Source organism: Streptomyces sp. XH2 (assembly GCF_049725035.1).
GTDB classification, from domain to species: domain Bacteria; phylum Actinomycetota; class Actinomycetes; order Streptomycetales; family Streptomycetaceae; genus Streptomyces; species Streptomyces roseoverticillatus.
The window spans coordinates 117,601-124,690 of the sequence record NZ_JBMMMZ010000011.1; the positions used below are offsets into that span (position 1 = coordinate 117,601).

A 7,090-nucleotide genomic window follows, 5' to 3' on the forward strand; every position below is an offset into this window, starting at 1 on the left:
TGTGAGTAGGGCCGGTCGGGCCGGCTTTGCGACCCGGCCCCGGGCCCGCCCCGAAGATGGTCACCCTCCGTGATGCACTGGACGCTCCGAGTCGCGGAATCGATCCGCCCGGGTGATCCTTGGGCATGTGGCCGGCCTCCCGGCCGCCGCCCCGCGGCCCCGCGGAGGCGTTCCGCCGACCTGTTTGCGGGTGCCCCGCAGGGGCAGCCGCAACTACCGGAAGGTGCTTCCGGCCGGCAGGCACTCCTTTTGCTCAGGAGCGAGGAGGACTGTGACCATGGACCGGACGACGACCATGGACCGGGGGACGACACGACGGCGCAACCGCGACGCCCCCGACACCGCCGCCTCCTTCGCCCGCCTGGCGGAGCTGCCGGCCGGCGCCGAGCGCGACCGGCTGCGGCAGGAGCTCATCGCCGCCTGGCTGCCCATGGCGGAGCGCATCAGCCTGCGCTTCCGCAGCAGCGGCGAGACCCCCGCGGACCTGCGGCAGGTCGCGGCGCTGGGACTGGTCAACGCCGTGGACCGGTACGACCCGCGGCTCGGCCACGCCTTCGAGACCTTCGCCGTGCCCACGATCGCCGGCGAGCTCAGGCGGCACATCCGCGACCACGCCTGGTCGCTGCACATCCCCCGCCGCGACCAGGAGCTCCGCGCGGCCGTGCGGGCCGCGCAGACGACCCTCGGCCAGCGCGACGCCCGCACCCGGCCCGGACCGGCCGAGCTCGCCGCCGAGTGCGGCCTGACGGAGGACGAGGTGCGGCGGGGCCTGGCCGCCGAGGGCGTGCACAACACGCTGTCGCTGGACCACCCGGTGCTGGGCGCGGGCGACCTCCCGCTCTCCGACACCCTCGGCGGGACGGACCCGGCGCTGGACCTGGTGGTCGACCGGCAGTCCCTCAAGCCGCTGCTCGGAGCGCTCTCCGAGCGGGAGAGGTACGTCCTGTACTGGCGGTTCTTCGGCAACCTCACCCAGAAGCAGATCGGCGCGCGGCTGGGCGTCTCGCAGATGCAGATATCGCGCATCCTCAGCCGGACCTGCGCGCGGCTGCGCGAGGAGCTCCTCGCCCCCGCGGTGGCCCCGCAGCACACCCCGGCCCCGGGCTGACCCCGCGCTTCCCTCGCCGCTCTTCCTTCAGCCCTCCGACAGGGCAGGCACGCACCTTCCCCTCCGATCCCTCCGACAAGGCAGGCACCGACGATGACCGCAAGCCACACGCACCTGACCCCCGACCTTCCGCCGGTCGTGGAGATACCCGATCTCCCCGGTGCCCAGCAGGCAGGCCGCTCCGGAGCGGAGGCCGGCGACGGCGGGCGGGAGGACGCCGGACATGACCGTGGCGCCCACCGCGCAGAGCGTGATGGGCGCCACGAAAGCGCAGGTCAGGATTCCGGCGGCTGACTGTGACCCTTCCCGCGCCTACCGCGCAGGTGGGTCCGGTGGTCCCACCTGGGCGCGGGGGTCACTAGCCGGCGATGACGCAGGTGTTGCCGAAGGTCGGGTTCAGGAGGGCAATGATGTCGATCGTGTTGCCGCACAGGTTGATCGGGACCTGAATCGGGACCTGAATGGTGTTGCCGGAGATGACGCCGGGCGAGCCGACGGCCGCGCCGTTCGCTCCCGAGCTCGCGGAGGCGACTCCGGCGGCGCCCGTGACGGCGACGCCGGCGGCAGCGGTCAGGACGGCGGCCTTGGCGATACGCGACATGGCTGAACCTTTCTCATGGGTGGTGAGCGGCAATTGTGTCCGGTGTAACTGTGGAGACAGGTCGGATATAGACGCTGAAAGACGCAATTAACCCGGAAGACCCAATAAGTGGTATGTGATGCCTGAGGCGCGGGGTGCCGGGTGTGAAGCCCGCGGCACAGGCCCCGCGCCTGCGGGTTTGGTGCCACCACCCCCGCGTACGTACAGTTTCCTGTCAGCTTCATTCGAACAGACGAACCGGGAAACAACAGCGGCGATGACGGTCACCGAGGTCACTGAGGACAGCCGCGAGGGCGCAGGCGCAGCGGAGGAGTACGGGCCGGGCATCGACCCGGAGCGCATGGCGGTCTGCCTGAGCGTGCTCGAAGAGCTCGACGACCTGCCCGTCGACCACCCCGACGCGATCACGGTACGCCGGGCCACGTCCGGCATCTACCGCACGGTCAAGCAGCGCCGCCGCCAGGAGCGCCGCGCCGCCAAGACCGCGCACGACAAGGCCGTCACCGAGGCCACGGCCACCGGCGCCGCCGACCGCATCGACGACGAGACCCGCGGCATACCGCTCGCCGCCACCGCCGCCACCAAGATCGTCGGCATCCTCGAGCGTCCCCGGTCCTGCTACATCTGCAAGGGCCGCTACACCGAGGTCGACGCGTTCTACCACCAGCTCTGCCAGCCCTGCGCGGCGGAGAACCGCGCCCGCCGCGACGCCCGCACCGACCTGACCGGCCGGCGGGCCCTGCTCACCGGCGGCCGCGCGAAGATCGGCATGTACATCGCGCTGCGGCTGCTGCGCGACGGGGCGCACACCACCGTCACCACGCGCTTCCCCAACGACGCCATCCGCCGCTTCAAGGCGATGGAGGACAGCGCGGACTGGCTGCACCGGCTCAAGATCGTCGGCATCGACCTGCGCGACCCGGCGCAGGTCGTCGCCCTCGCCGACTCCGTCAGCGCCGAAGGCCCCCTCGACATCCTGATCAACAACGCGGCCCAGACCGTACGCCGCTCCCCGGCCGCCTACCGCGAGCTGATCAGCGCCGAGTCCGCCCCGCTGCCCGCCGGCGAGCTGCCCGCGTCCGAGATCTTCGGCGCCTTCGGCAGCGGCGCCCAGCCCGAGCTGCCCGCCCCCGCCGGCAGCAAGCACGACTCCCTCACCCCGCAGGCCCTGACCGAGCTCGCCCTCACCAGCGGCTCCGCGTCCCTGGCCCGCGTCGAGGCCGGCACCGCCATCGACGCCGGCGGGCTCGTCCCCGACCTGGACGCCACGAACACCTGGATCCAGGCGGTCGGCGAGGTCGACCCCGTCGAGCTGCTCGAAGTCCAGCTGTGCAACGTCACGGCCCCGTTCGTGCTGGTCAACCGGCTCCGGCCGGCGATGGCCGCGTCGCCCGCACGCCGCAAGTACGTGGTCAACGTCTCCGCCATGGAAGGCGTCTTCAGCCGCGGCTACAAGGGCGCGGGCCACCCGCACACCAACATGGCCAAGGCCGCGCTCAACATGCTCACGCGCACCAGCGCGGAGGAGATGTTCCAGACCGACAACATCCTCATGACCAGCGTCGACACCGGCTGGATCACCGACGAGCGCCCCCACCCGGACAAGGTCCGCCTCGCCGAGGCCGGCTTCCACGCCCCCCTCGACCTCGTCGACGGCGCGGCGCGCGTCTACGACCCGGTCGTCCGTGGCGAACAGGGCGAGGACCTGTACGGCTGCTTCCTCAAGGACTACCGCCCGGCGGGCTGGTAGGACCGCCCGTGGACGTACGCGTCCTGCGGGTCTTCACCGGCCCGGACGGCTCCGGCGGCAACCTCCTCGGAGTCGTCCACGACGGCCCGGCCGTCCCCGGCGCCGCTGCCCGGCAGCGGCTGGCCGCGGGGCGGGGCTTCCGCGACACGGTGTTCGTCGCCGCCCCCGCGCGCGGGGTCGTCGACATCTTCACCCCCAGCGGGCGCCTGCCCTTCGCCGGGCACCCTCTCGTGGGCGTGGCCCAACATCTGCGGCAGCGCGGGTACGCGGCCGACGTGCTGCGGCCGCCGGCGGGCGACGTGCCGTCCTGGACGGCGGACGGCGCCACATGGATCCGCGCCCGCGCCTCCTGGGCCGCCGGCCGCCTCCTCCGGCAGCACGCCCTGCCGGAGGACGTCGACGCCCTTCCCGCCCCGCCGCCCGGCGACGGCTGGCTCTACGCCTGGTCCTGGCAGCACGAGCCGACGGGCCGCGTCCGCGCCCGGGGCTTCCCGCGCCGCGGCGACGGCATCGCCGAGGACGAGGCGACGGGGGCGGCGGCGCTCTCCCTCACCGCGGCGCTCCAGCGCGACCTGGACATCAGCCAGGGCGCGGCTTCCCGCATCCGCACGCGGTACGAGGGTGACTACGTCACGCTCGGCGGCGGGGTCGACTTCGCCGGGGTCCGAACGATCGAGGGGTGACCCGGGGGCCCGGCGCGGCGGTGCCGAACGTGCCTGCGGCGGCCGGTCCGATGGCGGCTCGGCCTTGTCTTCCACGGCGGCGGATGTGTACCGGCGGGCCGGGATTTATGCCGGCGGCGACCGCAGGCTTGGCACCGCCGGAGATCACAGCCGTGGTTGCTCGCCGTGGCGGCGGGACTGGTGCGGCGCGGTGGCCGGAGGCTGCCGGCCGAATCCTTTCCGCCGCGGCGGCGATGAGCCCCCACGCAGGGGGCCGGCGGTGCCGGACGGGCCTGCCGTGGGGCGGCACCGCCGCGGTGCCGGATCGTCCGCCCCGGCTACGCCGCCGTGACGCGTCGCGCGACCGGGTGGAGCGTCGCGTACTCCAGGGGAGCCGACGGGTCGATGGAGATGTCCAGCGGGGCCGGAGTCGTGCCGGCGCGGGCCAGAAGGTCGCCGACGGCGGCGATCATCGCGCCGTTGTCCGTGCACAGCCGCAGCGGCGGCACCCGCAGTTCGACGCCCGCGGCGGCGCACCGCTGCCGGGCCAGGGCCCGCACCCGGGAGTTGGCGGCGACGCCGCCGACGACCACCAGCGTCCCCACCCCGTGCTCGACGCACGCGGCCACCGCCTTGCGCGTGAGGACGTCGGCCACCGCCTCCTGCAGCGACGCCGCCCCGTCCGCGACGGGCAGCGGACGCCCCGCCGCGCGGTGCTGTTCCGCCCACCGCGCGGCGGCACTCTTCAGCCCGGAGAACGAGAAGGCGTACGGGTCGTCCCGCGGCCCCGTGAGCGGCCGCGGGAACGGCACCGCCCCCGGATCGCCCTCGCGCGCCACCCGGTCGACGGCCGGCCCGCCGGGATAGGGCAGCCCGAAGACCCGGGCCACCTTGTCGAAGCACTCGCCCGCCGCGTCGTCCAGCGTGTCCCCGAGGTGCATGATCGGATCGCGCGCCAGGTCCCGTACGAGCAGCAGTGACGTGTGCCCGCCGGAGACGATGAGCACCATGCAGGGATCGGGCAGCGGCCCGTGTTCCAGCGTGTCCGCGGCCACGTGCCCCGCGAGGTGGTGCACCCCGTACAGCGGCACGCCGAGCGCGTAGGCGAGCCCCTTCGCCGCCGCCAGACCCACCTGGAGCGCGCCGGAGAGGCCGGGCCCGGTGGTCACGGCGACGGCGCCGATGTCCCGCATCGTCAGCCCCGCGTCGGCGAGCGCGGCGTGCACGACGGGCGCCGCGGCGTGCACGTGCGCGCGGGCCGCGATCTCGGGGACGACGCCGCCGAAGCGCGCGTGCTCGTCCATGCTGGAGGCCACCGCGTGGCCCAGCAGCTTCCCGTCCCGCACCAACCCGGCGCCGGTCTCGTCGCAGGACGACTCGATACCCAGCACCACCGGCGAACGCACCACGCCGCACCTCCTGCATCCCAATAGCAATTGCACAGCATATGCAATAAGAGCCCGCGTGCCGTGCCGCCGCCCGCGGTCAGTAGAGTTCCCGTGCCCCAGCCCGCAGCGAACGCCGAGGTGACAGCCCCGTGAGCCCCGCCCCCGTCACCGTCGTCGGCATCGGTGCCGACGGCTGGCCCGGCCTCGCCCCGGCCTCCCAGGAGGCGCTGCGCGCCGCCGAGGTGATCATCGGAGGCCCCCGCCAGCTGGACCTGCTGCCCGCCGGCTGCCCCGCCGAGCGCGTCCCCTGGCCCTCCCCCCTCCGCCCGGCCGTCCCGGGCCTGCTGGCGGCGCACGCGGGCCGCCGCGTCTGCGTGCTCGCCAGCGGCGACCCCATGTTCTTCGGCATCGGCCGCACCCTCGCCGAAACCGTCGGCGCCGACCGGCTGCACGTGCTCCCGCACCCCTCGTCCGTCTCGTACGCGTGCGCCCGCCTCGGCATACCGCTGGAACAGGCAGAGGTGGTGAGCCTCGTCGGCCGCCCCCTGGCGACGCTCACGGCGGCCCTCCACCACAACCGCCGCCTGCTGGTCCTCAGCCCGGGCGCGGAAACCCCCGCCGAGGTGGCCGCACACCTCCGCGCGCACGGCTACGGCCGGAGCCTCATGACGGTCCTGGAACAGCTCGGTGCTCCCGCGGAGCGGCGCATCGAAGGAGTGGCCGACGCCTGGCACCATGCCCCCGGCGACGCCCTCAACGTCATCGCCGTCACCTGCCGGCGCGCCCCCGGCGCTCCCCGCCTCCCCCTCACGCCGGGCCTGCCCGACGACGCCTACGAGCACGACGGCCAGCTGACGAAACGTCACGTACGAGCGGTCACCCTCGCGGCGCTGGCCCCCGCCCCGGGCGAACTCCTCTGGGACGTGGGCGGCGGCTCGGGCTCCATCGCGATCGAATGGATGCGGACCCACCGCACCTGCAAGGCCGTCACCATCGAACGCGACCCCGCAAGGGCGGCCCGCATCACCCGGAACGCCGAAAACCTGGGCGTCCCGGCCCTCCGCGTCGTCACCGGCGCCGCCCCCGCCGCCCTCGCCGAACTTCCCACTCCGGACGCCGTCTTCATAGGCGGCGGCCTCACGGCACCAGGCGCACTGGAGACCTGCTGGGAAGCGCTTCCCCCGGGCGGCCGCCTGGTGGCCAACACGGTCACCCTCGAATCCGAGGCGCTGCTCACGGACTGGTACAAGCGCCACGGTGGCGAACTGACCCGCCTGGCCGTGTCGCACGCCACCCCCGTAGGGGGGTTCACGGGCTGGCGCCAAGCGATGCCGGTCACCCAGTGGTCCGTGGTGAAGACCGGGCCGCAGGTGCGGGACGAGGAGGAGGGGCCGGGGCGGGGCCGGCCCTGGGAGGGGCGTAAAGCGTGATTTGTGGCGGAAGTTCGGAGTTTCTTGACGTGTTGACAGTGCCCGCCTAAATCATGCAGCCCCGGAAGGGCCGGCCCCCCCCCCGCCCCCCCCCCCCCCCCCGCCCCCCCCCACGGGACCCCCCCCCCGGTCCCGCTAAAAAAACGGGGCC

6 protein-coding genes are annotated in these 7,090 nt (G+C 74.2%); 4 read left to right on the forward strand and 2 right to left on the reverse strand.

What is annotated here, in order from left to right:
* Nucleotides 1-277 precede the first annotated feature (277 nt).
* Nucleotides 278-1,108, forward strand: a complete 831-nt coding sequence (locus ACOTKD_RS22870; protein ID WP_424890862.1) for a SigB/SigF/SigG family RNA polymerase sigma factor — start codon at nt 278-280, stop codon at nt 1,106-1,108.
* Nucleotides 1,109-1,466: 358 nt separating this feature from the next.
* Here the strand turns inward: ACOTKD_RS22870 and ACOTKD_RS22875 are convergent, their stop codons facing one another.
* The gene (locus tag ACOTKD_RS22875; RefSeq protein WP_424890863.1) at nt 1,467-1,709 is read right to left on the reverse strand and encodes a chaplin; all 243 of its coding nucleotides are present in this window, start codon (nt 1,707-1,709) and stop codon (nt 1,467-1,469) included.
* 256 nt (nt 1,710-1,965) lie between these two features.
* On the opposite strand from ACOTKD_RS22875, the gene ACOTKD_RS22880 reads away from it, so the two are divergent.
* Together ACOTKD_RS22880 and ACOTKD_RS22885 are read left to right on the forward strand one after the other, a co-directional pair.
* A complete protein-coding gene (locus ACOTKD_RS22880; RefSeq protein WP_424890864.1) occupies nt 1,966-3,459 on the forward strand; it encodes an SDR family NAD(P)-dependent oxidoreductase in 1,494 nt (497 codons plus the stop codon).
* An 8-nt stretch (nt 3,460-3,467) separates the two neighbouring features.
* Complete coding sequence (locus tag ACOTKD_RS22885; RefSeq protein WP_424890865.1) at nt 3,468-4,142, forward strand: PhzF family phenazine biosynthesis protein; 675 nt, start codon at nt 3,468-3,470, stop codon at nt 4,140-4,142.
* A gap of 317 nt (nt 4,143-4,459) precedes the next feature.
* On the opposite strand, the gene tsaD is transcribed toward ACOTKD_RS22885, so the two are convergent.
* Nucleotides 4,460-5,527: a tRNA (adenosine(37)-N6)-threonylcarbamoyltransferase complex transferase subunit TsaD gene (tsaD, locus tag ACOTKD_RS22890; RefSeq protein WP_424891062.1), complete on the reverse strand. Its 1,068-nt coding sequence runs from the start codon at nt 5,525-5,527 to the stop codon at nt 4,460-4,462.
* Between the two features lie 131 nt (nt 5,528-5,658).
* On the opposite strand from tsaD, the gene cbiE reads away from it, so the two are divergent.
* Nucleotides 5,659-6,939: a precorrin-6y C5,15-methyltransferase (decarboxylating) subunit CbiE gene (gene cbiE / locus ACOTKD_RS22895; RefSeq protein ID WP_424890866.1), complete on the forward strand. Its 1,281-nt coding sequence runs from the start codon at nt 5,659-5,661 to the stop codon at nt 6,937-6,939.
* Nucleotides 6,940-7,090: the final 151 nt, after the last annotated feature.